Raw genomic sequence first — 20,660 nt, 5'->3', positions numbered from 1 at the left:
GGCGGCCCCCCTCACCAGATGTCCGAGACGAAGTGGTACCAGGCCAACCCTCGGAACTCGCTGCTCCGGGTGTTGACCGCCGCGAGCGCGTTCGCGTGCTTCTGGCCCCAAGTCCCCTCGGGGGCATACGCGCGCATCGTCTCGAGCACGCGCTGGAGCCGGGTCGGGTTGCCCGGATCCGCCGCGTAGTCGCTGATCCGGAGGTGGAAGTCCTCCACCTCTCCCGGCTCCTTGGAGAGCAGTTCGCGCCAGAAGTGCAGCGCGTCCTGTGAGATGCGGTTGCGGAAGTCGGGCTGGGCGTAGGGCCCGATGGGCGAGATGGGCGCGTACTTCAGCTCGGACAGCAGGGCCTTGAGCCCATCGCGTTGTTTGTCGTTGAAGCGAGCATCCGTGGGCGTGCCGTCGACAGCGTTCAATGAGGCCAGGATCGCGTTGGCTTCCTCTTTGGCTTGAACGGGCGAGTTGATGAACAAGGCATCGCGCAGCGCCTTCACGTTCTGGCCGCCGTCGCTCTCGTTGAAGAGCGCCCTGAGCACCCGGCGCACCGTCTTTCGCTGATCGTCGGCGACCCTGTTGGGAACGGTCGTGGGGGTCCTCTGTGTCTCCTCCGCGGTGGCCTCGTTCGTCTTCTTCTCGTCCGTCATGGCGATTCCCCTCCCTTGGCACTGCGCGAAGGCCTGCCATGGCAAGGATTGAACCAATGCCTTGTCCCACGGGGGCGCCGCGGGCTTCCGTCGTGCGGGTGGACGTTTCCGACCAGTGTCGCGCGATGGTTGGTCGGTTCCGTCCACGACTCCGGGCGTTGGGGCCGGGGCCACATGCGAGGGTATTCCGTGGCGGTGGCACATGGCTTGCGGTGTCTTGGACCGCAGGAGTACGAACCCGACTGGCCCATGAACATCCTCATCGTTGACGACCAGCGCAGTGCGCGTCGCATCCTCGCGAGCATCCTGTCCACGCAGGAGGGACTGGTGCTGCATGAGGCGTCCTCGCTCGAAGAAGCGCGGAGGGTGCTGACAACCACCGCCATCGATATCGGGCTCATCGACGTGCGGCTGGACGCGGACGCCCGCAATCGGGATGGGCTGGTGCTGGTGGCGGAGATCCGCGAGAAGTTCACGGCGCTTCCCGTCGTCGTCACGGCCTCCAGCGAAATGGAGGAGATCCGCGCGGCCATGCGAGCGGGGGCGTACGACTACATCCTCAAGGACGAGCTGTGCGAGGAGTTGGTGCTCCCCATCATCCAGGGGCTGGGCAGCCGGCGCCGGTTGGAGCACGAGGTGCTGCGCCTCCGGGCGCGCCTCACCCCCGAGACGGGCATCCAGGGGCTGGTGGGCACCTCTGAAGACATTGGCCGGCTGCGCACCGCCATCCAGCGCGTCGTCCTCTCGGATCGGCCGGTGCTCGTCACCGGGCCCACGGGAGCGGGCAAGGAGGTGGTGGTGCGCGCCATCCACGCGCTGGGTCCGAACTCAGCGGATCCGCTTCTGGACCTCAACTGTGGCGCCATCCCGGAGCTGCTGATGGAGTCCCAGCTCTTTGGCCACGAGCGGGGTGCGTTCACGGGGGCGGATCGGCGCCAGGACGGCTACCTCACCGCGGTGCGCCGGGGCACGCTGTTCCTGGACGAGCTGGCCGAGCTGCCGTTGTCCCTTCAAGCCAAGCTGCTGCGCGTGCTGGAGACCGGGCGATTCCGCCGGGTGGGGGCTACCGCCGAAGAGCACTTCCAGGGACGGGTCGTGGCCGCCACGCACGCGAAGCTGGAGGAGCGCGTGCGCCAGGGGCGCTTCCGGGAGGACCTCTATCACCGGCTCAATGTCCTCAACGTGCGCGTGCCCTCCCTGGACGAGCGCACCCAGGACATCCCCGCGCTGATGGCCCACTTCTGCCGCCAGCAGCCGCGCCCGCTGCGCTTTTCCCAGGAGGCAGTGGAGGCCCTGTCCCGGCGATCCTGGCCGGGCAACGTCCGGCAGCTTCGCAACTTCATCGACCGCCTTGCTGTCTTTTGTGACGAGGATCCCATCGGCGCGGAGACGGTGGCTGCCTATCTGGAGCCTTCGCAGGGCCCGGTTCCCGCCGAGGACGGTCTCATGGCCATGGCGCGCGCCATCCTGCAGCTGCCCGTGGCGAACAAGCTGGAGGCCATCGAGTCCACCCTGCTCAACGAGGCCATGGCGCTCGCTGGCGGCAACAAGAGCGGCGCGGCGCGGCTGCTTGGCATCGGGCGTAAAGCAGTGGAGAGACGGTTGGAGCGCAAGGACGAGCCGCCCGAGGTGGAGTAGCCCGCGGGCCTCGGACGCTTTCGTCCATCGTGCCCGTGCCTTCTGGCTGAAGCCGGCCAATGTGCACTGGGTGGATTGCTCCCGCCACCGCGTTCTCCCTCGCGGGTCGGCGCGTGACGGTGACGGCACGACGGTTGCTGTCCTCTGGATGACGGACGGAGCGCCAGGCCCGGCGTCGCCCACTCCGCCCAGGGGGAAACATGCCATCGAAGAATGCTTCGCTGCTGCCTCATTACGAGTCATTGCGCGGTCAGCTCCAGCACGCGCTCGTCGTGGATGCGCAAGCAGGAGAGCTGCTGCACAGCCTGCGGACGCTGGATGCGCCTTTGGCGCAGCTGTTGCCGCAGAACGTGGTGGCGGCGACCGCGCCGCATCTGGAATTGGCCTTCGCGTGGTACCCGGAGAACGCCCCGCTGAGTCTCTACTTGTATTGCAACAACGTGCCCGTTCCCGGCTCGAGGGGCATCTTCTCCGGCGGGCGGCTCTTCCTCCCCATCCCCGCATCGATGCTGAAGCCCTCCGGGACGGAGAACGAGCTGGTAGCGGTCATGCGCTTCCTCATCGGAGGCTGGAAGTACCAGCTCTGGGTGGACGTGGGCGGCCAGCGCGAGTTGCTGGACCAGGGCCGCGACAATGACCCTGGCAATCCGAACGACGACAGCTTCATCCGCACCGTGCGCTTCGGAGGGGGGCAGTCATGAGCATGCGCATCCGCTCCGAGCAATTCAGCAGAGGGCTCATCGTGCTCGCGGGAGTGCTGGCCTCGAGTGCCAGCGCGCAGGACCTTCCTCCCGAGATCTCCGCGGTCAACGCCACCGACTCCGCGGCCAAGCGCGACAGTCAGCCCACGGTGGACCCGTGGATGGCCTCCTCCTCGACGGCGCTCTTCGGCCGGCCGACGGTGGGGGAGTCGTTCAAGTTCTCCAGTGAAGCCAGCAGTACCGGGACGGTGCTGTCGGTCGGCTTCTCACCCGGCGCGCTATGGGCTCCGGGCAATCCGAAGCTGACGAACCTGCAGGTGGCGAGCGCCTACAGCATTGGTGACGGCATCGGATCCTTCTCCCTCAAGTGGGCCGCGCCCTTCCGGGACGTCCGCACCTTCTCCACCGCGGACTGGCAGCGGGTCTCGGATGCTTCCGTGAAGGCCTACGAGGCTTGTGACGCCGAGGTGAAGGACAAGAGCGAAGAGGGTCTGGCTCCGTGCCTGGAGAAGCGCACCGCCGCCGAGGACTCGGAGATTGCCCGCATCCGCCCCGGTCTGAGCCTGGGGGCCAGCGTGGGTTACGGGTTCCGCTCCCAGCGGCTGGAGCGGCTGGCCGCGAACGTTGCCTACGATCAGAAGCTCTGGAGCGGAACGTCGCTCATCATCAACGCGGACATGGAGTCGCAACTGCGGGAACTTCCGCAGGAGGACGGCGGCCTTCGCGTGGAGCGAGCCTGGCAGGCGGGAGGAAGTGTGGGCCTGGCCTGGAGACCCGGGGTGGCATTCCTGAAGCAGCGGCTGGAGCTGTCCGCGGGCGCGAAGGTGCTCCAATGCCTCCAGAGCTGCGGGGAGAACCCATCGAGCGTGAAGTTCGGCCCCCAAGCCAGCTTCGCCCTGGACAAGAACACGGTGCTCGGCGCGTCCGTCAACTGGACGGGCGAGGCCTCCAGCCTGAGGGATGCGCTGGTGGGCGTGGCCGTGTCGCACAGCTTCGGGTTGCTCAAGTAGCGGCGCTGCCGGGGAAAGCGCCCCCCGCTTGTAGGCGCGGCGGGCTTCACAAGGGGACAGGGGAAGGCCCGCCCTGGCCGGCGGACCCCCTGGAGACCTGAACCCGCCGATAAGCGCAAGGCTGCCCGCCGGGCTGCTTCCTCTGGTACGGAGGGGGGAATCTGTCGCACAACATCGCCCGTTAACTGGCGCGTTCGGGTGGTCTAGAACGCCGCCGGCCCTCTTCTGGAGCAACAACCGTGAGCAGTCTCATGAAGGAGTCCGTGCTGCGCGTGCACCACTGGACTGACACCCTCTTCAGCTTCGTCACCACGCGGGACCCGGGTTTCCGCTTCGCCAGCGGCCAGTTCACGATGATCGGCCTGGAGGTCGAGGCCCGCCCGCTGCTGCGCGCCTACAGCATGGTGAGCGCGCACTATGACGACCACCTCGAGTTCCTGAGCATCAAGGTGCCCGGCGGGCCCCTGACCTCCCGGCTGCAGCACCTGAAGGAGGGCGACAACATCCTGGTCAGCAAGAAGGCGACCGGCACGCTCGTCCTCAAGCACCTGCTCCCCGGCAGGAACCTCTACATGCTGAGCACAGGAACGGGCCTGGCGCCGTTCCTCAGCCTGGTGAAGGACCCGGAGATGTACGAGCAGTTCGACCGGGTCATCCTCACGCACACCTGCCGGCGGGCCGAGGAACTGGCCTACCACGACCTCTTCCTCCACGAGCTGCCGCACAACGAGTTCTTCGGGGAGCTGGTGAAGCAGAAGCTCACGTACTACCCGAGCGTCACGCGCGAGGACTTCCGCAACACGGGTCGCATCACCGACCTCATCCAAAGCGAGAAGCTGTTCAAGGACGTGGGCCTGCCTCCGCTGAACCCGGAGGTCGACCGGGTGATGCTCTGTGGCAGCCCCGGCATGCTCTCGGACCTCACGACGATGCTGGAGGAGCGCGGCTTCCGGGAAGGTACCCCCGGAGAGCCCGGCCACTACGTCACCGAGAAGGCCTTCGCCGAGCGCTGAAGCGGCCACGACCCGCTGCCTACTTGAGCGGGTTGTAGCCGGGTTTCTTGTAGAGGCGGTCCCACTGGCTGGCGATCTCCGGCCGGTAGACGGCTTCCGCCCAGTCCGTCGGGGAGACCTCTTCGATGGCGACGGAGATGGCGCCCTCGGAGCTGCCGAGGGCCTCCATCACGTCCTTCACGATCCGCTCGGCGAGCTGGGTCTTCTGCTGCTCGGACTTGCCGGGGTAGAGCTTCACGGTGACGTGGGGCATGGGCCGATCCTCTACTTCTGGGACGGGTCCTTCGCGGGGACTGGCGTCTTGAACGTCTCCTTCGCGACGTTCATCGCGGACAGGGCCTTGGGCCAGCCGCAGTAGAAGGCCAGGTGCGTGAGCGCCTCGACGAGCTCCGGCTCCGAGACGCCGTTCTCCCGGGCCTTCTTCAGGTGGAAGGGCAGCTGTTCGGTGTTGCCGCCCATGGTGAGCGCGGCGACGGTGACGAGGCTGCGGTCGCGGGGCGCGAGCTCCGTGCGCTCCCAGACGTCGCCAAACAGCACGTCATCCGTGAGCTGCACCATCTTGGGCGCGAAGTCGCCCAGCTGCTTCTTCAGCGCGGAAGGTTCCTTCTTCATGTTCATGGCTCCCTGGGACGCAGGCGGTCCCTTGGCGTATTGCTCGTCGCTGACCTTCTCCAGCCAGGTGACGGCCTTGCCGCCGCTCTCCTCCTGGATGGCGATGTGGCTCATCCGGGTGGCTGGCGTGGCGCCGTGCCAGTGCTTGACGCCCGCGGGGATCTGAACGACGTCGCCCTCGCGGAACACTTGAATGGGGCCGTCCCAGCGCTGAAGCCACCCGGTGCCGGACGTGACGATGAGGGTCTGTCCCAGAGGATGGACATGCCACGCGGTGCGGGCGCCGGGCTCGAAGGTGACGGAGCCACCGGTCGTCCGCCCGGGCGGCTTCGCTCCGAAGAGGGCCTGGCGGTGCACGGTGCCAGTGAAGTGCTCGGCCTCCGCCAGCTCCACGGGCCGTGAGCCTCCGCGCGAGATGGCGATCTCCTGGTCTCCCTGGGCCGGTGCCGCCGCCACCGGGGCCCCGTAGAGGGGGAGGGCCACGGCGACGAGGACGCATGACAGACGCAGCGGGTTGCACGGTCTCATGCCGGGATGGGTACGCCCATCTTCCGCCGGTCGCCAGGAGGCAGGCGTGAACGGGCTTTGAACCCAGGTTTGACAATGAGGGCGCGGTGAAGCTCTACACCCGTGCTTCAATCCCATTGCGACGTGATGTTTTATGTGGCTGGTTTTTGCCTTGCTGAATTGCAAGGAGTTGCCGGTTTCCGATATTCAGACAGGCGCGGTACTCACCGAGAGGAGCTCCCGATGCTGACGCGTGTCGTGAAGAGTGCTTTCGTTGTGATGGGGCTGTCCCTTGCGCTGGCCTGTGGCGGAACGGAGACGGCGGAGGTCGACCCGACGGAAGACGTTTCGGCGGAGGTCCAGGCGCCCACGGCGGATGCGGTCTCGGATGACGTCTCCGCCCAGAACAAGCCGGGCTGCGGCGCCTGGAAGCAGCCGTGTTGCGAGTTGAAGTACTGCAACCAGGGTTACGAGTGCGATCCCTCGACCCTGAAGTGCTTGCTCTGAAGCCCGACTTGGAGCGGGCGGCGGATCCATGAAGAGCAAGGCCGGTGGCCACGGTGCCGCCGGCCTTACGTCTGCATGCCGCTTGATATGAAGCCCAGTCCCCATGCTGCAGTTCCATGGGAAGGAACGCCAGTGCCGCGGCGATGCTCACTGGGAATCAGTGCATGCGGCAAGGGCTAGAAGAGAATGTCCAGGGTTCCAGAGCGCCTCATCAATGCGGGTCGAATGGCTTCGTTGTAGAAGAGAGCATGCATGTTGTTGTTCTTTATGTTGTTGTTCTTTATGTTTGTTGCGAATTGTTTTAGCGCTTGCCCTGGGATGGGGCGCGCATGGCCTGGAGTGAAAAGCGCCTGTCGGTCAGCGCGAATGACTCTTGTCTCCCATTGTGCCGGATTGATTCTTAGGTAAATATGTAGCCATGTCACAAGGATCGAAATAGAGCGCAGCGTGACCATGTTGTATTCGTTGCTGAAGTTCTTGGCTTCCTTGACCGTGTTCTGATGCATCATGGGATGTTTTCCACCATAGAGTTGTGCGTATTGGAGCCTTTGATCACCTCCGTCCCCGGCGTAAGTCATCAGCTTTTTCCAGGTATAGAGCTTGGGCGTGACCGTCCCATACGCAACTCTCGCTTCAATCAGATCAAGCATCATGATTCCCAAGGGAAGCATTGGCGGGAGACGGGAGGTTTCGGAGATGAACATCGCGCCAAGCGTATTGGGAAGTTCAAGAATGTCTTGTTGAACTTCCTTGCACTCGCGCTTCATTACCCGTCGCGCCACTTGCGCAAGTTCTCGATCACGCCCCTCGGTCGCCATCCGTTCGTGCTTGATCTCGTAGATCGTCTTGTTCGAACGATCGGCATCTTCGTCAAAGATAATCAGATTTTTTCGAGCTGTCTCACTGCGGGAAACGGCGAATGGATTTCTCACGGAGTCTATCACCGCGGTGATGTAATCTCTGAATTTCCCGGTCGACGAGTTGCGCTCAAGCATGACTCCACCGACTTCATACATCCCGGTGTCATAGCCTGAGTCAATTTCCTGGGCCGCCGCTCCGCGCCACTGCGGGTGTGGCGCCCATCCTGATCAAGCAACGCGCCGCACCTCCGCGCGCAGCGGCGCGAGCGTGAGACGAATGGCGGCGTCCCAGCGGTCCGAGAGCACCAGAGCGCGCAGGTCCAGGATGTGCTGGCCAGACGCCTCCTTCCATCGAGCTCCCGGGCGCTTCATGCGCAGGGCGACCAGGGACTTGCAGGTGGCCTCCACGTTGCCGCTGCCAATAGGCAGACCTCGCGCTCGTGCCTCGGCGTAGTGCATCCGCTCGCCATGGTTCTCCAAGTAGGTGAGCGCCTCATGCACCGGCCGACGGTCGCCGAGGACGACGTTTCGCTTGCCGCTGGCGTGCAGCGCGCTGACGAGGGTCCACACCGCCCCGGGCGTGTTGAGCAGGGACAGCTTCCACTTCTCCGCCAGGGCGGAGGCATGTGCTTCACCTGCCACCACGAGGGCCGCGGCCCCGAGCTTCTCCATCAGGTGCCAGAAGTCCACCAGACGCACCACCGAATCAGCCGCGGGGGCGTGGGCGCACAGCGCCTCGTCCAGCAAGGCGTGCAACTCGGGAGCGCCATCGGTGAGGGCGGTGACGTGCAGGGCGCGCTGCCTGGAAACCAGCGCCTGGACGTCGCGGGCCAGACGCTCCGCCAGGCCTCGGGCATCAGCTTGAGGCATGCGGCCGTAGCGCACGGCGCCCAGCGCTTCGCCCTGGGCATCATGGAACGTGAGGCAGGCGGCGTAGGCCATGCGCCAGGCGACGTCCACGGGGCGTTTGGGGGCGTCCTCGCGAGGCCGTCCCACGGGCCGCTTCTTCGGTTCCTCCATGGGCACTGCCACCCGGTCCACGCTGACGCTCACGCTCCGCGTGCCTTCGGGAGCCTCTAGGGCCTCGGCCATCGCCGCCTCCACCTGGGAGCGCTGGTGCCCATACCCCGCGCCCACTTCATGGCCCATCCGCTCGAAGGAGGAGCGGCAGTAGGGCAGGACACCCAATTGATGCGCCGTCGCTTCCGCCTCGCGCGAAGTGCCACGGGCCAGCAGGTACGCCATGGGCACCGCCGCCTCGGGCAGCCAGCCCTCGGCCACGCACCCGGCCTGCACGCTGAGGGTGTCCACCGTGGGGCCATTCCTGACGCCCACCTGCCGGTAGAGGCTGCGCTCTACTTCGACGGGCCCTTGCCGCGTTTTGTATGTCGCCGGGTACCGGCCGACACGCGCATAGTGCTCGCCCTGGATGAGGACTCGGGGAGCGTCGACGTCGAGCCCTCGAAGCAACCTCCGCTTCAGTTGCAGCTCCGTCTCGTCCATCCCTGCATTCACCGCCTGCCACGCGGCGTCGAACGCGGCCAGGTCCCCGCTGGCCGCACCCACCACGCCCTTCTGGGCGCGCTGCAACGTCTCCTCCAGCGCCTTGACGCTGTCCTCGAACCCTTCCGGCACTTCGATGGTGACCTTCGGCATCGGCGGATGTCCTCCGCTGGCACAACCCGCCAGAACTCTTTCATGCTACCGGCCACCAAGCACCCAGCGCTCCCCCAGCCTGTCAGCTCACTCGCTGCTCAGCATCAGATCCACACCCGCCACTGCTCGATCGTCTCCATCGTCCACGGGCACTTCATGGTGCCCGCGCGATCGGCTTGGAAACTCTGGGGCTCATCGATATTGGGACCCAGTCCCCCTTGTTCAATGCATTCGTTGAGTTGGCAGAGAAGCCAGGTGGTGTGCGCAGGCTCCCATGTGCTCCACTTCGCTGCTCCTGTTTTTCGGAACTCAAGGGATGTTTTCATTTGGATTTTGGTGTTGGGCCTGGTGGTTGAGAGTGAAGCGCTGAAATCATGTCTGTCTGGGGCGAACGCAATGCGCGCGAGAGGCCAGGAGCCTCTCGCGCGGCTAAGCATTGCTCCGGCATTGACTTCACTACGTCTCGTGCGCCTCAGCCCGCGACGGGGGCAGGGCGCGCCTTGCTGGGAAGAGCCGTCACGATGGCGAGCTGGCGCTTGCGCGCGTCGCTGGCGACCTTCGCGTACTCCTTCTCCGCCTCGAGCTTCTCGGCGTGGAACCGGGCCTCGGCCTTCTTGAGCTCGGCTTCGGCCTCCATCCACGTGCGCCGCTTGTCCTGGGCCTTGGCGCGATCTTCCAGGGAGAGCTTCGCCCGCTCGTCGAGCGCGGCCTTGAGCTCCCCCTCCGCCTTGTCCAGCGCCTGCCTGGCTTCGTTGGCGGCCTTGTCCGCGGACTCCTTCTGCGCCTTCGCCGCGGCAAGGGCTTCTTCCGCCGCCTTCAGCGCCCTCGTGGCGACGTCCTGCGGAGGCACCAGCTTCTCAAGCTCCGCCGCCTTGCCGTCGCGGGCGAGCTGCAGGGCGACGATCTTCTCCGGCTCTTCCCTCTTCAAGGCCTCGAACTGCTTCTTCACCTCCGTCCGGGCCTTCTCCGCCTCGTCCACCGGAGGACGGGCCTTTTCGATGCGCCGCTCCTTGTCCAGGAGGGAGATCGCGAGCTCCGCGTCGATCTCGGCGATCAGCCACTCGGCCTGGGCCGTCTCCAGTTCGATCTGGTTCCGCTCGAACTCGTCCTGCTGCTTCTTGAGCTGCTCATCCACTTCCTTGGCCTTCTTTTCCAGGTCCTGGGGCAGCACCTGGGGAGGCTTCGAGGCAACGACATTCGGCTGTGGCGTGGGCATGGACTGCTCCTTCTGGGTGGGTGTTACGGGAAAGGTGTTGGCTCAGGGGACCTGGGTCGTGGCCTGGCCGGGGGTGAGCGTCTGGATCACGCCTCCCCAGGTGCACATCAGCTTCGAGGTGTTGTTCAGCGCGGGCATTTTCCCGATGAGCACCGTGGGCGCTCCCGTCAGCCAGGGCGCGGGCGTTACCGGCACGCAGGGCATGGGCACAAGCACGCCCAGGGCGGCGGCCGTCGCCGCAGCCACGGTGGGGTTGCTCACCGAGGTGCACATCCCGAACGGGGGGATGTTCACGAACGGCGCGTGATCCATGATCGTCGCCGCCGGCGGACCTCCGACGAGCACCTTGTTCGTGGGCAGCACCGCTAGCGTGCTCGGCGCCACTCCGAAGCTGCACTGCATCGTGGCTCCCATACAAGTCTGCAAACTCATGCCGGTTTCCCTTTCAGTTGGGTCAGTCCCATTGCGACCTTGATGAGCCACGGGCGGGTATCCGCTGGCGCGAACTCCTCCGGCCCCTCGATGGGCGCTCCGTGCTCGAAGACCGTTCGTTTCGCGAGCTGCCCGTCCGCATGGAACTCCAGTGCCTCGCCGTGGAACTTGCCGCTCACGTAGGAGGTCCGGCTGCGGATCTGGCCGTTGTCATAGAACTCGACGACCTCGTCCGTGAGCTGGCCCTTCGCATAGCGCGCCTTGCGGAGCAGGGTCCCTTGCGGGCTGAAGCTCTCGTGGTCTCCGTGCAGCTTTCCGTCCCGGTAGTGGGCCTTCAGCGCGGGCTGCCCCGTCTCGGCGTGGAACGCGGTGAAGGGGCCGTGCAGCACGCCTTGGGAGAACGTCTGGATGAGTCTCTTCTGTCCGTGCTCCTGGACAGACGCCTCTCCGTGCAGTTGCCCATGGCTGAAGGTGAACTGCTGCGCCAGCGTGCCTTCCTCGTACAGCTTCAACACCCCGTGTGGCTTGCCTTCAGCGTCGAGCGTGTATTGCTTGCGCTTGCGGCCCTGCTCGTCGCGCTCGGTCACCGTGGCGGTCTTGTCGTCGGGCGGGCTCAATTGATCTTCACCAGTCCGCCCTTCACGGTGAGCGTCGCGCCGCCATCCACGATCTGGGCCATGCTGGCCTTGTTGGTCAGCTCCATGCCCGCGTCGTTGACCAGATTCTGGCTGGCCTTGTTCGTCAGGTTCGTTCCCGCCTTGTTGGTGAAGTCCGTTCCCGACTTCTGGGTGAGGCTCGTGCCGGCGGTGACCGTCAGCTCCTGCTCCGCCTTGAGCGTCAGCGACTTGCCGGCCTTGATTGTCACGGCCCCCGTCACGTCGAGCGTCAGGTCCCCCTTCACCGTGAGCACGTAGTCACCGTCCACGTCGTGGGTGAACTTCGCCTTGCTGGTGTGCGACTCCTCACCGGTGATGGTCAGCGTCCGCTTGCCTTTGACGTCATGGGTCTCATCCCCGGTCTCCACGGTGATGACGCGGTTGCCCTTCTTCACCGTCAACGTGTCGTCCGCTTCCTCGATGGTCGTGGTGCGGGCGTTCTTGACGGTGACGTTCAGGTCCTTCTGGGCCTGGAGGAAGACCTCCTCCTCGTCCTTCTTGTCCTCGAAGCGCAGCTCGTTGAAGCCGTCGCCCTCCTTGGAGGACTGCGTCTTGAGCGTGCTTCGCGTCTGGTTCTCCGGAAGCGCGTAGGGGACGGTCTGCTGCGCGTTGTAGATGGCGCCCGTGACGAGCGGCCGGTCCGGGTCCCCTTCGAGGAAGGTGACCAGCACCTCCTGGCCCACGCGCGGCAGGAACAGGCTTCCGAAGGACTTGCCAGCCCAGCCCTGCGCCACGCGGATCCAGCACGAGCTGTTCTCGTCGCTCTTGCCCTGCTGATCCCAGTGGAACTGCACCTTCACGCGCCCGTACTTGTCGGTCCAGATCTCCTCGCCGCTCTTGCCCACGACGAGGGCGGTCTGCGCGCCCACCATCACCGGGCGGGGTGTCCGCGGCGCGGGCCGGAAGGGGACATCCGCCGGGAAGGCCTCGAAGCTGTTGCTGTACGCCTCGTCCGTCGCTGCGTGGACCACCTGGCGCAGCACGTAGTCCCCGTTGATGCTGGCCCGGTCGTGCTCCGCGAGCGTGAACCTGCCCCCCGAGGTGAAGGCCCGGACCCGTCCCCGTCCGCACAGCGTCTTCGCTGGCGCCTCGGCGGCCTGCTTGCGCAGCTTCACCCGCGCCTCTCCGTCCGCCTGCTTCAGGAAGCCGCCGGGGTACTCGTAGCGCCGCAGCGAGGGACTGGCGCCCGCGGGCACCTCCGCGCTCAGGGGGGCGGTGGGGACCTCGAAGTCGAAGTCGCCCATCGCGTGCGCGGTGGGGACGAGCTGCTGCTCCAGCGTGCACTCGGTGAGGGTGTCCTCGGGCCGGAGCGTCGTGTCCTGTCCGGCCACCCGCACCTGCTCCAGTCCCGCGCAGGCCGTGTGCGCGGAGGCGTCGTCCGCGAGCACCAGGGTGTGCTTTCCCTGCGCGTGCTCGAAGAAATAGAAGATGCCCTCGTCCTCCAGGAGCCTTGAGACGAAGTCGAAGTCGCTCTCCTGGTACTGCACGCAGTAGTCGCGCGGGGCATACGTGCCCTTCAAGTCCTTGCGGAAGTCGCCCAGGTTGTGGCGCTTGAAGGTCGCCTCGACGATCTCCGGTACGCTCAGGTTCTGGTGGATGCGGCTGTCGCGCGTGAGGGTGAGCAGCCACAGCCAGGGCCGCAGCTCCGCGAAGTAGGTGGTGAAGTCCTTGCGCGTGCCGGCCTGGATGAAGCGCGTGACGAGACCGTGGATGTACCGCGGCGTCCCGTCCGGCAGCTCCAGCGTCACCGTGGCGCCCTGGCCCACCACCTGCGTGAAGTCCAGGTCGCCGTGGCGCGAGTGCAGCTCCAGGTCGAAGCGGAAGGGCGCGCAGAGGCGCTCCTCGCCATGGAAGGAGCGCGCCAGCAGCACGTCCTTGCCCAGGGGCGTCTCGATGCTCAGGTAGATGGAGTCCTGGGTGTCCATGGGCGGCTCAGGCGCTTCGGATGTGACGGCTGGAGAGGCGCACTTCGAGAGGCTCGGCCGACGGCGTGATGGGACTCAGCCAGGAGGTGCGTCCCAGCCTCGGTCCGCGATTCAGCTTCCTGCGGCTGCGCAGCCTCAGCGCGGGGGCATCCTTCGCATCCAGCAGCAGCACGAAGTCGAAGGAGAGGTGGGGCGGCGCCACCAGTCGGGTGTACGTGACGGCCGTGCCGAAGGCGGTGTGACCCGGGAGGAGCTGGACGAACTCGCGCCACGGCAGCGGGCCGAACCGCAACGTGAAGCGCGCTTGCGGATCCCACGCGCGCGTGCCGAGCACCGCGCCCCGGCCGAGCGCCAGGCTGCCCGTGCCGATGCGTGTCTGCTGTTCGGGCGCGAGCGGAAGCCAGTCGCCCACGAGCGGCTGGCCCTCCACTCGGGTCCCCAGTCGCTCCGCCAACAGTTGCTCCAGGGCCGACATGGAGTCGTGCGCACCCGACGTGAGGACCCGGGTGTGGGGAATCAGTCCCAGCTGGAGCCGCTCCGGCCAGTCCAGCGTGCCCAGGACCGCGCTCAGGTACCGCGCGAATGGGTGGTGCCGGGGATGGCTCACCCCCATGCCCACCCGGCGCCGGGCGCGCGCCTCGTACATCAGGGACACGAGGCGGTGATTGAAGATGTCCAGGAAGTCCCGCAGCGCGGAGTCCCCGTCACGGAGCCGGTCGCGGAGCAGCTCGGTGAACGGATCCGGCAGGGGGCCGTGCGCTCCGGCCATCCCGAGGAAGTTCACCCACAGCTCCAGCGTCCCGTCCTTGTCCCGGCGGAGCGAGTCCACGTCCGTGGCGGGGAAGGCCATGGACGTCGAGGAGCGGAAGCGGACCTTCTCGAGCGGGTCCGCCTTCGTTCGCAGGTTCATCTTCAGCAGGCGCACGGCCTGGACGCGGTCCTTGTGTCGCGGGGCACCCTTCCTTCGCCAGTCCGCCTTCCTTGGCAGGTCAATCCTCAGCCGGCGCACGGCCTGGGAGAAGTCGAAGCGGTCCTTGTGTCGCAGGGCCTTCTTCCTTCGCCGGTCCTGCTTCCTTCGCAGGTCTATCTTCAGCAGGCGCACGGCCTGGTAGAAGTCGAAGCGGTGCGCTTCCTCCCGCAGCCGCTGGTTCACAGAACGTGCATCTCGCCGGACATGGGTGGCCATTGCTTCCTCCTCTCCGTCTTTCCGGTGAGCGGGTTGTGCGCCTCGAGCGTCAGCCGGACCAGGGTGTTCACCGGCGCGTTGAGCCCGAAGAAATGGTTGAGCACCGCGCTCAGCAGCAGCGCGCTGCCGCCCACGAACCGCGACTCATCCACGGTGAGCACCAGCTCCAGGCCCCGGCAGAAGCCGCGCCAGCCGTCCGCGGTCATCGGGTGCACGAACTCGCGGCTCCCCAGCATGAGCAGCCCCTGGAGCTGGTCCTCCAGTGCCTCGTCGCCCTCGTACCCGTGGCGCCGGATCATCTCCCGCAGCACCTCCACGCCATTGGGGAGCGCGGTGATCGAGTGGTTGCCGAAGGAGACCTGCGAGACGAACTGCCAGAGGGTGCTCCCTCCCAGCGGTGGATCCCGCTGCGGCGTCGGCGCTTTCAAGAGGCGCACCTCCTGGAGCGGGAGGCCCCCCGCCCACTGCAGCTGGGCGCCGGAAGGCAGCCGCGAGGCGAGGTGCCGGTTGGTGCAGAGAATGCGCGCGTAGAGCGTCCGCTCGTCCGGGACGCTGGGGTTGAAGTCCAGGTCCAGGAAGGACAGGTACAGGTCCGTCCCCAGCGCCTGCTCGCCACGGGCGGGCTCGCGGCGCGCGCTCCAGAACGTCCGGGGCTTGCGCTGCCCGACGGCGTGGTTGAAGGCAAACATGGGCGAGACCACACCCGTCGAGTCCTTTTCGTTCGTGGAGGCGCGCACATCCTGGATGGAGTGCACCTCCGTGGTGGACTCCCACTGAGCGTCAGGAACCAGCCGGTACTCGGTGCGCCGGTGATCCACCCGGATGGGCTCGCTGACCCGGGGGAAGAGGTTGACGACGGGGGTGCAGCCCGTGAGCAGGCTTCGGTCCGAGAAGCCGGGCCGGTCGTCGGGTTTGACGTCCAGCGGGATGGCCAGCTCCAGGAGGTTGCCCTTCGCCGCCTGGACGTTCTGTCTGCCGGGCTCCAGGTCGAAGAACAGGAACTTCTCCGGGAAGACGCAGTACTCCTGCAGGAGCCGGTGGCCGGTCCGCCCGTGCCGGTGGCCCGGGAGCATCGCTTCGTCCGCGGCGAACCCCACCGGCCGGATGGGCTGTCCTGGCAGCAGCCGCAGCTCCTCACGCCTCTGTGAATCCCGCTCGCCGGAGAGGACGGCCAGCCCGAGCGCGTGGTGCGCGAGCAGCTCGTAGAGCCAGCAGGCCTCCATCGCGCCTCCGCCGAGGAACAGCCGGAGTGTGTCCATCTCCAGGCTGGCGAAGGGACGGCGCTGTGATTCCAGCCGGATGGACAGGACCGCCTGGGCGGGGCCCCGGTCCGTCGAGAGGGGCTTGAAGTCCTGGATGGAGCGGAGGCGGACCTCCTTCACCTCCACGGGCCACAGCGTGGTGGGGTAGCGGGTCCGGAACCAGCAGCTGGCCTTGCCCGGTGTCTCCTTCGTGAACAGCGGGGTGTCCTGAGGGAGCGTCAGGCCGCCGGGAGGAACGGCGCCAGGCTCCGGCACCAGGCGGGCGATGGCCATGGAGGGCATCGGCTCCACCAGATGGGGGGCGATGAGGCCCAGCAGGGCGGTGCTGATCTCCGGGAGCTGTTGCTGGAAGCCGTGCTGCACCCGCGCGGTGAGGAACGCGAAGGACTCCATCAAGAGCGCGGTGTGCGGATCGTCCCAGGCCTGGTCCACCAGGCCCAGCCGCTGGGAGACCTTGGGGTGCTTCATGGCGAAGCGCCCGGTCGACTCCCGAAGTTGAGCCAGCTCCTGTTGATACACCCGCAGCAGGGCATCTCTGGGTTTCACGTGGGACCTCCCGCGCGGTTGCGCAGTTCCAGGGCGAAGGTGAGGGGCTCGGCCCGCTTCTCCATCCACAGCAGGCCGGACACGAGCACGCGCAGCACGTCCTCCCGGGTGGCGTGCGGCTCCACCGCGACCCGCACCTCGCCCAGCCGGGGCTCGAAGGCGGTGATGGTGTGTGCCAGCACCTGGGCCAGCCGGGCGCGGTCCGTGGACGACGCGGAGCGGAGCGTCGCCATGTCGGGCAGGCCGTAGTCGAGGACGGTCCACGCGTCCGGCGCGAGTGTCTCCGCCTGCTGGAGCGTGAGGCGGCTCCGGGTGTTGAGCAGCCGGGTCAGCTCCCGGTGCACCGACTCCCGCAGCTGCTCCTCGCTCAGGGTCTTCGGCAGGTGGGCTCTCCGCCGCCGCGGCTCATCGTCAATGAGCCGATCGAACAGGGGCATCGGGGCCACATGATTGTCATTGCGCTGTTTCATCTCGTGGCTCCGGTGCCCCTGTCGTGGGGACCTACGCGTTCTTCTCCAGGTCCCAGGACGCCGAGACATCACCGCTGGCGGTGCCCGGGCTGTCCTGCTTCTGCTGCTTGTAGGCCCACTTGATCGCCGTGTAGTTGAGCGAGAGGGTTTCGATGGGCAGGTCCCCACCACCCGCGCCCACCGACACCGAGCCGATGATCACGTTGTCCAGTTCGTAGGTGAAGAAGGCCACCGGCGCGCTCTTGGAGTCCTCTTCGCTCGCCTGGTAGATGGTGATGACGGCCTTCTTCAGGTTGTTGCCACCGCTGCAGTAGTGATTGAGCGACGGTGACGTCTTGTCGACGTACTTGGTGATGGTGAAGTCCTGGTGGGAACACCGGCCGTGCCTGCGGCTGGTGTTGGAGGCGGAGCCCGCGGAGAGCGGCATGGACACGCCATGGCTGAAGGAGAGCAGCTCGATCTGATCCTTGCCCTCCGTGGTGGTGGACTGGCCGGCGAGCGTCTTGACGTCAGGGAAGCTGATGTAGATGTTTTGCATGGTGGGTTATTCCAGGCGTGAAAGGGTTCAGGCCGCGGGCGGCGGCAGGCTGGCGACGAGCCGGATGGAGGCGTTCAGCTCGTTGAGCTGGAAATGGGGCTTGAGGTAGACGATGGCCTTGTAGGAGCCCACCTTGCCGGGCACCTCGGTGACGTCGATCCGGGCCTCACGCAGCGGCTGCCGGGCCTTGATGTCCTGGGAGGCCTCGTCGTTGAGCTGGACGTAGTCGCTGATCCAGTTGTTGAGGAACGAGGCGACGTTCCCGCGCGTCATGAAGCTGCCGACCTTGTCGCGCATCATCGCCTTGATGTAGTGGGCGAAGCGCGAGGCCGCGAGCAGGTAGGGCATCATCGACGACACCTGCGCGTTGGCGGTGGCGTCCAGGCTGGCGTACTTCGTGGGCTTGTTGGTGCTCTGCGAGCCGAAGAAGACGGCCTTGTCGTCCCCCTTGCGGTAGACGAGCGCGAGGAAGCCCAGGTCGTTGAGCTCCTTCTCCCGGCGGTCGGTGATGGCCAGCTCCGTGGGGATCTTCACGACGTCCTCCCCGCTGTCCGTGGTGAAGGTGTGCAGGGGCAGGTCGGAGACGGTGCCTCCGCCCTCGAAGCCGCGGATGGCCGCGCACCAGCCGTACAGCGAGAAGGCGTGGGTGATGCGCTCGCCCAGCTTCCAGGCGGCGTTGCCCCACAGGTACTTGCCGTGGGCCTTGGCGCCCTCGCCGCCCTTGCCTTCGACGCTGAGGTCCTCCTCGAAGATGAAGCCATCCACGGGGACCGTGGCCTTGCCGTAGGGCAGCCGCATCAGCACGCGCGGCAGCACCAGGGTGGCGTAGCGCGAGTCCTCCGTCTCCCGGAAGCTGCGCCACTTGATCATGTCCGACGCCTCGAAGCGCATGGCCAGGTCGCGCGGCACGTCGAGCCCGGTGAAGTCGTCGTCCTTGAGGCCGAACAATTTGGGACTCGCGGCGGCGATGAAGGGCGCGTGGGCGGCGGCGGCCACGTTGGAGAGGTTCGTCAGCAGCGCCACGTCCTGCGGCAAGTGGGTGAACTCGTAGTCGCCGATGAGCAGGCTGAACGGATGCCCGCCGAAGGTGCCGTACTCCTCCTCGTAGACCTTCTTGAAGAGCGCGCTCTGGTCGAAGTCGATGGCGCTCTCCAGGTCCACCCGCAGCTCCTCCTTCGTGGCGTGCATCACGCGCAGCTTGAGGCCGGTGCCGGTCTCCGTGTTCTTGACCAGGGAGTGCAGGCCGCGCCAGGTGGCCTCCAGCTTCTGGAAGCTTTCGTCGTGGAGGATGTCGTTGAGGAGCCTGGAGAGTTCCTCGTCGACGTGGGCGATCTGGACCTGGAGCATCGTCACCGTGTTGGGACCGACGACGACCTCCTCGGTCTCGATGAGGTCGACGAGGATCGCGGTCAGCGCCTGCGCTTCGTCCGGCAGCTGCTCGTCCTTCAGGTCACCCTTGATCTGCCTGACGAGGCTGTTCACCAACTTCGCGTCGATTGCGGTTGCTTCCGTGGACATGGCTGGGTTCCTGGGCTGGGATTACGGGTGGGTGGCGTTGAACGCATCGAGCTGCTGCTGGGTTTCCGCACTGGCGGCCTCGGCGGCACCGTGGAGCTCCTCCAGGCTCGCGTGGAGCGTGTCGAGGTTTCCGACGGCGACGGGGGCCTGCAGGACCGTGTGGATGTCATTGATGCGGGCTTCGATCTTCTTCACGGTCTCCAGGGCCTGGCGGGCGTCGCGACGGGCCGCGATGGCCTTCTCCCCGGTCTTGGGGTCCATGAACCGGCGGGCCTGGATGACCCGGGCGTCGGCGGCGGACGTGATGGCCTGCTGGTGCTTCTTGATGAGGACCCCGGCCTGCGAGAGCTCCAGCTCCGCCGGGAGCGAGGCGGGGAAGGCGGCCTGGAGCGCCGTATCGAGCGCGGCCGGAACGCTCGGTGTCGTGGCGTAGGCCTCCGCCGCGGTGGTGATGGCGCCGGCGTTGGCCTGCGGCAGCTTCTGGAGGAGCACCTTTTTGGCAGTGGTGAGCCTCTCTCCGTCGCTGGTCTGCTCGTCCTTGTCGGCGCCCAGCGCCCTCTCCAGGTCCCGCAGGGGGACGCCAATCCCGCTTTTACCCTCGGCGATGTGGCGGAGCGCCTCCACCGCCTTGGTGAGTTCAGCCGCCTTGGCCTGGTCACTGGCCAGGGCCTCCAGCCCGATGACTGACTGGAGGTCGTTCGCCGGGCCCGCCTTGAGCGCGGCCAGGGCCTTCGCGACGGCGTCGGCGTCGGCGGCCTTGACCGCGCCGCTCAGCGTGTCGAGCTGGCCGATCAGCGCCTTGCCCTCGCCGTTTGCCAGGAGCTCGTCGATCTTCTCGCGGAGCCTGGAGGCGACACCGGGTTGTTTGAGCGCCGCGGGGTCCGCTCCCGGAAGCAACTGCTTCAGGTGGTCGCAGGCTCCCTCCATCCGGTGGACCGCCTTGGCCGCCTGGATGACGCCGACCACGGCCCCCACGCGGTCCAGGAACGCCTGGGCCTGCGTGCTGAGCGTCCTGGCGGCGTTGACAGCCTTGGTGAAGGGCTCGCGGCGCCGATCGACTTGATCCGCCTTGGCCTTGGCCGTGGCCTTGGCATCGAACACCTTCTTGAAATCGGCGTTCAGGTTGTCATTGCCGCTCAGCTTCGCCACCACGTCCACCAGACGCTGGCGCTCGCGCAGCAGCTTGTTCATCTGGGGGGCCTGCTTCACGATCTGGAGCGGCTCGAAGTCCTCCATCTTCTTGAAGGTGAGCCCGGCCGGCCCCGCCTTCCCGCCAAGCTTGAGCGTGGGCGCGAGCTTGCCCATGAACTCGTCGAAGGTGTCGCGGTCGATCTGGACGAACTTGCGCTGCTTGAGCAGGTCGCCCGGATCGGTATTGCCCAGCAGGTCCGCGAGGATGCCCACCACCAACGGGAGCTCCATCTTCTTGGCGGAGCCGAGCGTCTCCACGTCGTAGGTGATCTGCACCCGCGGCGGCCTGTTCCGGTCCAGCCAGTGCTGCTTGCTTTCACTGCTCATGGTCTTGCTTCTCCTGTTCGTGGGTTGCGCGCTTCACTTCGCGTCCCGGATGGCGAGCAACGCGAAGATGGATTTGAGGTCGTCCGTGCCTGGGACCAGCTCCTCGAGGAGTCTCCCGAGCGGCATCGCTCCCCACTGCACGGCCCGCTTCACCAGATAGGGCGTGGGGCTGTGGGGCTCCGTGCGGAGCAGGTAGTCGGAGGCCTCTGTCAGCCATTGATAGGCTTCAGCCCGGCTCTGGATCT

General features: G+C 66.7%; 21 protein-coding genes. 5 read left to right on the top strand and 16 right to left on the bottom strand.

Annotated features, from left to right (window positions below; all coding sequences use genetic code 11):
• Positions 1-11 precede the first annotated feature (11 nt).
• Entirely contained in the window at positions 12-644 is a 633-nt protein-coding gene (locus tag D7Y15_RS05615) for a hypothetical protein (RefSeq protein WP_120574318.1), read from the bottom strand.
• A gap of 249 nt (positions 645-893) precedes the next feature.
• Here D7Y15_RS05615 and D7Y15_RS05610 point away from each other — a divergent pair, with 249 nt between their 5' ends.
• From D7Y15_RS05610 to D7Y15_RS05595, 4 genes are all read left to right on the top strand, one after another.
• Complete coding sequence (locus tag D7Y15_RS05610) at positions 894-2,282, top strand: sigma-54 dependent transcriptional regulator (RefSeq protein WP_158629014.1); 1,389 nt, start codon at positions 894-896, stop codon at positions 2,280-2,282.
• 200 nt (positions 2,283-2,482) lie between these two features.
• Entirely contained in the window at positions 2,483-2,983 is a 501-nt protein-coding gene (locus D7Y15_RS05605; RefSeq protein WP_147451939.1) for a hypothetical protein, read from the top strand.
• Positions 2,980-3,993, top strand: a complete 1,014-nt coding sequence (locus tag D7Y15_RS05600) for a hypothetical protein (protein WP_120574315.1) — start codon at positions 2,980-2,982, stop codon at positions 3,991-3,993. Before D7Y15_RS05605 ends, D7Y15_RS05600 begins: the two co-directional genes overlap by 4 nt.
• 251 nt (positions 3,994-4,244) lie before the next feature.
• Positions 4,245-5,006, top strand: a complete 762-nt coding sequence (locus D7Y15_RS05595) for a ferredoxin--NADP reductase (RefSeq protein WP_120574314.1) — start codon at positions 4,245-4,247, stop codon at positions 5,004-5,006.
• A 19-nt stretch (positions 5,007-5,025) separates the two neighbouring features.
• On the opposite strand, the gene D7Y15_RS05590 is transcribed toward D7Y15_RS05595, so the two are convergent.
• Both D7Y15_RS05590 and D7Y15_RS05585 read right to left on the bottom strand, forming a co-directional pair.
• Positions 5,026-5,259 (bottom strand): tautomerase family protein, encoded by a 234-nt coding sequence (locus D7Y15_RS05590; RefSeq protein ID WP_121751916.1) that lies wholly within the window; start codon positions 5,257-5,259, stop codon positions 5,026-5,028.
• Positions 5,260-5,270: 11 nt separating this feature from the next.
• The gene (locus tag D7Y15_RS05585; protein ID WP_233604836.1) at positions 5,271-6,146 is read right to left on the bottom strand and encodes a carboxymuconolactone decarboxylase family protein; all 876 of its coding nucleotides are present in this window, start codon (positions 6,144-6,146) and stop codon (positions 5,271-5,273) included.
• Between the two features lie 222 nt (positions 6,147-6,368).
• Here D7Y15_RS05585 and D7Y15_RS05580 point away from each other — a divergent pair, with 222 nt between their 5' ends.
• Positions 6,369-6,632, top strand: coding sequence for a hypothetical protein (locus D7Y15_RS05580; protein ID WP_121751915.1), 264 nt, complete (start codon positions 6,369-6,371; stop codon positions 6,630-6,632).
• 176 nt (positions 6,633-6,808) lie between these two features.
• On the opposite strand, the gene D7Y15_RS44055 is transcribed toward D7Y15_RS05580, so the two are convergent.
• From D7Y15_RS44055 to D7Y15_RS44630, 13 genes are all read right to left on the bottom strand, one after another.
• Positions 6,809-7,627 carry a hypothetical protein gene (locus D7Y15_RS44055; RefSeq protein ID WP_148712698.1) on the bottom strand — a complete coding sequence of 273 codons (819 nt, stop codon included), beginning with the start codon at positions 7,625-7,627 and terminating at the stop codon, positions 6,809-6,811.
• A gap of 93 nt (positions 7,628-7,720) precedes the next feature.
• Entirely contained in the window at positions 7,721-9,148 is a 1,428-nt protein-coding gene (locus D7Y15_RS05575) for an ISKra4 family transposase (protein WP_121751914.1), read from the bottom strand.
• Between the two features lie 472 nt (positions 9,149-9,620).
• Positions 9,621-10,364: a hypothetical protein gene (locus D7Y15_RS05570; RefSeq protein WP_121751913.1), complete on the bottom strand. Its 744-nt coding sequence runs from the start codon at positions 10,362-10,364 to the stop codon at positions 9,621-9,623.
• A gap of 42 nt (positions 10,365-10,406) precedes the next feature.
• Positions 10,407-10,778: a DUF4280 domain-containing protein gene (locus D7Y15_RS05565; RefSeq protein WP_302052619.1), complete on the bottom strand. Its 372-nt coding sequence runs from the start codon at positions 10,776-10,778 to the stop codon at positions 10,407-10,409.
• 14 nt (positions 10,779-10,792) lie between these two features.
• Positions 10,793-11,413, bottom strand: a complete 621-nt coding sequence (locus tag D7Y15_RS05560) for a toxin-antitoxin system YwqK family antitoxin (RefSeq protein ID WP_121751911.1) — start codon at positions 11,411-11,413, stop codon at positions 10,793-10,795.
• Positions 11,410-13,377 carry a type VI secretion system Vgr family protein gene (locus D7Y15_RS05555; RefSeq protein WP_121751910.1) on the bottom strand — a complete coding sequence of 656 codons (1,968 nt, stop codon included), beginning with the start codon at positions 13,375-13,377 and terminating at the stop codon, positions 11,410-11,412. Before D7Y15_RS05555 ends, D7Y15_RS05560 begins: the two co-directional genes overlap by 4 nt.
• Positions 13,378-13,384: 7 nt before the next feature.
• Positions 13,385-14,563, bottom strand: a complete 1,179-nt coding sequence (gene tssG / locus D7Y15_RS05550; RefSeq protein WP_121751909.1) for a type VI secretion system baseplate subunit TssG — start codon at positions 14,561-14,563, stop codon at positions 13,385-13,387.
• Positions 14,527-16,371 (bottom strand): type VI secretion system baseplate subunit TssF, encoded by a 1,845-nt coding sequence (gene tssF / locus D7Y15_RS05545; RefSeq protein ID WP_158629013.1) that lies wholly within the window; start codon positions 16,369-16,371, stop codon positions 14,527-14,529. Before tssF ends, tssG begins: the two co-directional genes overlap by 37 nt.
• The gene (tssE, locus tag D7Y15_RS05540) at positions 16,368-16,808 is read right to left on the bottom strand and encodes a type VI secretion system baseplate subunit TssE (protein ID WP_158624241.1); all 441 of its coding nucleotides are present in this window, start codon (positions 16,806-16,808) and stop codon (positions 16,368-16,370) included. The genes tssF and tssE overlap by 4 nt, the downstream gene beginning before the upstream one ends.
• Before the next feature lie 64 nt (positions 16,809-16,872).
• Positions 16,873-17,379 (bottom strand): type VI secretion system tube protein Hcp, encoded by a 507-nt coding sequence (locus D7Y15_RS05535; RefSeq protein ID WP_120574302.1) that lies wholly within the window; start codon positions 17,377-17,379, stop codon positions 16,873-16,875.
• 27 nt (positions 17,380-17,406) lie between these two features.
• On the bottom strand, positions 17,407-18,897 hold the full coding sequence (gene tssC / locus D7Y15_RS05530; protein WP_121751907.1) for a type VI secretion system contractile sheath large subunit: 1,491 nt from the start codon (positions 18,895-18,897) through the stop codon (positions 17,407-17,409).
• Between the two features lie 21 nt (positions 18,898-18,918).
• Positions 18,919-20,415: a type VI secretion system contractile sheath small subunit gene (gene tssB / locus D7Y15_RS45585; RefSeq protein WP_120574300.1), complete on the bottom strand. Its 1,497-nt coding sequence runs from the start codon at positions 20,413-20,415 to the stop codon at positions 18,919-18,921.
• A gap of 33 nt (positions 20,416-20,448) precedes the next feature.
• The coding region (locus D7Y15_RS44630) for a hypothetical protein (protein WP_199745885.1) at positions 20,449-20,660 on the bottom strand (212 nt) is incomplete at its 5' end.

Source organism: Corallococcus sp. AB030 (assembly GCF_003668965.1).
Taxonomy (GTDB): domain Bacteria; phylum Myxococcota; class Myxococcia; order Myxococcales; family Myxococcaceae; genus Corallococcus; species Corallococcus exiguus.
Note: the sequence above shows the minus strand (reverse complement) of the source record. Positions and strands in the feature narration are given on the sequence as shown.

Excerpts from the sequence above, each read along its gene's own strand:
- D7Y15_RS05605 (WP_147451939.1), top strand. The coding sequence starts at position 2,483 with ATGCCATCGAAGAATGCTTCGCTGCTGCCTCATTACGAGTCATTGCGC.
- D7Y15_RS05580 (WP_121751915.1), top strand. The coding sequence starts at position 6,369 with ATGCTGACGCGTGTCGTGAAGAGTGCTTTCGTTGTGATGGGGCTGTCC.
- D7Y15_RS44055 (WP_148712698.1), bottom strand. The coding sequence starts at position 7,627 with ATGCTTGAGCGCAACTCGTCGACCGGGAAATTCAGAGATTACATCACC.
- D7Y15_RS05600 (WP_120574315.1), top strand. The coding sequence starts at position 2,980 with ATGAGCATGCGCATCCGCTCCGAGCAATTCAGCAGAGGGCTCATCGTG.
- D7Y15_RS05575 (WP_121751914.1), bottom strand. The coding sequence starts at position 9,148 with ATGCCGAAGGTCACCATCGAAGTGCCGGAAGGGTTCGAGGACAGCGTC.
- D7Y15_RS05565 (WP_302052619.1), bottom strand. The coding sequence starts at position 10,778 with ATGGGAGCCACGATGCAGTGCAGCTTCGGAGTGGCGCCGAGCACGCTA.
- D7Y15_RS05555 (WP_121751910.1), bottom strand. The coding sequence starts at position 13,377 with ATGGACACCCAGGACTCCATCTACCTGAGCATCGAGACGCCCCTGGGC.
- D7Y15_RS05610 (WP_158629014.1), top strand. The coding sequence starts at position 894 with ATGAACATCCTCATCGTTGACGACCAGCGCAGTGCGCGTCGCATCCTC.
- D7Y15_RS05595 (WP_120574314.1), top strand. The coding sequence starts at position 4,245 with ATGAAGGAGTCCGTGCTGCGCGTGCACCACTGGACTGACACCCTCTTC.
- D7Y15_RS05535 (WP_120574302.1), bottom strand. The coding sequence starts at position 17,379 with ATGCAAAACATCTACATCAGCTTCCCTGACGTCAAGACGCTCGCCGGC.
- tssB (WP_120574300.1), bottom strand. The coding sequence starts at position 20,415 with ATGAGCAGTGAAAGCAAGCAGCACTGGCTGGACCGGAACAGGCCGCCG.
- tssC (WP_121751907.1), bottom strand. The coding sequence starts at position 18,897 with ATGTCCACGGAAGCAACCGCAATCGACGCGAAGTTGGTGAACAGCCTC.
- tssG (WP_121751909.1), bottom strand. The coding sequence starts at position 14,563 with ATGGCCACCCATGTCCGGCGAGATGCACGTTCTGTGAACCAGCGGCTG.
- D7Y15_RS05585 (WP_233604836.1), bottom strand. The coding sequence starts at position 6,146 with ATGAGACCGTGCAACCCGCTGCGTCTGTCATGCGTCCTCGTCGCCGTG.
- D7Y15_RS05590 (WP_121751916.1), bottom strand. The coding sequence starts at position 5,259 with ATGCCCCACGTCACCGTGAAGCTCTACCCCGGCAAGTCCGAGCAGCAG.
- D7Y15_RS05615 (WP_120574318.1), bottom strand. The coding sequence starts at position 644 with ATGACGGACGAGAAGAAGACGAACGAGGCCACCGCGGAGGAGACACAG.
- D7Y15_RS05570 (WP_121751913.1), bottom strand. The coding sequence starts at position 10,364 with ATGCCCACGCCACAGCCGAATGTCGTTGCCTCGAAGCCTCCCCAGGTG.
- tssE (WP_158624241.1), bottom strand. The coding sequence starts at position 16,808 with ATGCCCCTGTTCGATCGGCTCATTGACGATGAGCCGCGGCGGCGGAGA.